Here is a 2,246-nt window from a genome sequence, read left to right as displayed (position 1 = left end):
ACCTGGACCCGCACCGACCAGCACTACGAAACCCTCCGCCTGGGGATGCAAGCCCTCTTCAACGACTGCGGCATCGCCGCATAGATCGACCGACCTCACAACGACAACATCTTGTCGATCCGGGTTCCCCAAGCCGCTAGGGCCATGCGTCAGCCGTCACCACGGCTCCGGCTGCCAGGGCCAGGCATCCGCCGAGCATCATGCAGTCCGGACGGGTCGACACGCGCGTCCACTCGGCCGTCCCCACCGCCCCAAACCGCGACCTCATGGCCGTGATCAGCCTTCGTCACGCGGAGGCGACGGCTGCGCGTGCCTGGTCGACGTCCAGCAGCCTGCCGTTCAGACCGCCGTTCTGGTGCAGGTCGCCGCCGGGGACCTCGATCCGCCCCGCGTCCTTGATGCCGCCGACCTTCACCGGATCGAACCCGGCGGCGGTGATGAGCCGTTCGGTCGTGTCGGCGGCGCCGTCGTCGTCGGTGGCGTAGAACAGCACCGCGCGACGAGGGCTGCGATTCGCGTCATTCGCGAGCGAGGCGGCGCCAAGCGACCCGAACGCCTTCACGAACTGGGCACCGTTGGGAAGCAGGCCGGCGACCACCGACCCGGCGGAGGTCCCCTCGGGGAGGGTGCGGTGGACCTGGCCCTTGTCGTCGAAGCCGATGGGATTCGATGGATCCACGACGACCTTGCCCTCGAGCAGGTCTGCGATCTGGGGCATCAGCGCTCTGCACTGGTCCAACCAGATCGCCAGCACGACCACGTCGGCGTCGGCGATCGCCTCGCGGACCGGCGCGGCGGTCGCCCGGTCGCCGAGCTCGCTGGCCAGGGCGTCGGCGTGCGACTGGTCCCGTGCGGCCAGCACGACGCGCTCGCCGCCGCGGACCAGATCTCGCGCCAGCCCGCTTCCGATCTGGCCGACACCGATAATTGCGGTTGCCATGGCGTTCCTTCTTTCGATCCGTTTACTCGCGGAGGTCGATCTCGCCGTGATGCGCGACGGCCAGTTGCCGTGATCTTCTCCTTCAGGGCAGGCGCACCGACTCCGCCGGTATCGGTGCCGCCCAATGCTGACGACCGCTCATCCGCCCGGCACCGGGGCCGGCGCTGGCCCGGCCCCGGTGCGTTGTGGTCAGGGATGGACCGGTCCGCTGGGCCCGCGGTCGAGGCGCAGCGACTGCATGATGGCGAACGTGGTGGTTCTGGTGAAAATCTCGATGTCGGCGGCGGCCAGCACGCCGGTGTACTTGGCGATGATGGGTGCGGCGGCGCGGTCGGTGACGGTGTCGAGGTGGGCTTTGACCCCGGCCCAGGCGTTCTCCCCGTACCTCATGTAAAAGGGCGTCGGGTCGACGGTGGCCAGCGCCTCTCTCGCGCTGGCTTCGATGTCGGCGATGTAGGCCTGGTGCACCGCGACGTCGTCGCGGGTGGCGAGCCGGCCGAGGTGCCCGCAGATGAAGTGGGTCCACGGGTAGGACAGGGCGGTGGCCGGGGCCTGGATGTACCCGGGGACGTCTTCGCTGAGGTTGAGGTTGTAGATGGGCACCCAGCCGGCGTTGACGACGTCGATGAGCATCAGGGTGTCGTGGCCGGGGAAGTGGATGAAGATGTTGTCCGGCGAGTGGTTGGGGCCATGCCAGGCCAGCTCGACGCGCTCACCGGCAACCTCCAGGGTGTAACGGTCGGCGAAGGTCACCTCCGGTGCCGGCCGGGCCGGGTCGTTGTCCCGCAGCAGGAGCCGCCGCGTCTCCTCGTGCCCGACGCGGACGACGTTGCGGTCGAACAGCGAGGCCGCGCCGGCGTGGTCGTCGTGGTGATGGGAGTAGACGAGGTGCGTCACCTGGTTGCTCACGCCGTTGGCGGCGGCGATCTCGTCGATGGCCCGCTGCAGGTTGTGGCCGATGGTCGGGGGCGCGTCGAACAGCACGACGCCGTCGCGGGTGGTCAGGAACGCCGACTGGTAGACGCCGTCGGTGACCCAGTACAGGTTCCGCTCCACGCGCCCGACGTAGTACCCCTGGTCGTTGAGGGCCGGGCCGAGCGAGGACCGAGGAATCGGCGCGTAGTCGGGCAGGGCTGGTGATGTCACGGTATCTCCTTGCTTCTCGGGCACGTCCCCTGGCGGCCGTGCGAGCCTTCGCGACGGACCCAGGCTCGCCACCAGGCAGGTGAGAGGTCGTCACCGGATCATGGTGATTCGCGAGACCGGGGACCGCAGGACGGGATCGATCACGCGGACGGCTCATGCC

General features: G+C 69.2%; 2 protein-coding genes. Both read right to left on the bottom strand.

Going from position 1 to position 2,246, the window contains the following annotated elements:
* Nucleotides 1-286: 286 nt before the first annotated feature.
* Nucleotides 287-958 carry an NADPH-dependent F420 reductase gene (locus tag VGR06_RS16115; protein ID WP_327559889.1) on the bottom strand — a complete coding sequence of 224 codons (672 nt, stop codon included), beginning with the start codon at nucleotides 956-958 and terminating at the stop codon, nucleotides 287-289.
* 171 nt (nucleotides 959-1,129) lie between these two features.
* Nucleotides 1,130-2,086: an MBL fold metallo-hydrolase gene (locus tag VGR06_RS16110; RefSeq protein WP_327559888.1), complete on the bottom strand. Its 957-nt coding sequence runs from the start codon at nucleotides 2,084-2,086 to the stop codon at nucleotides 1,130-1,132.
* Nucleotides 2,087-2,246 lie beyond the last annotated feature (160 nt).

Origin of the sequence: Actinophytocola sp., from assembly GCF_036002505.1 — a bacterium.
Lineage (GTDB): Bacteria > Actinomycetota > Actinomycetes > Mycobacteriales > Pseudonocardiaceae > DASYTH01.
This window is presented reverse-complemented; position numbering and strand designations above follow the sequence as displayed.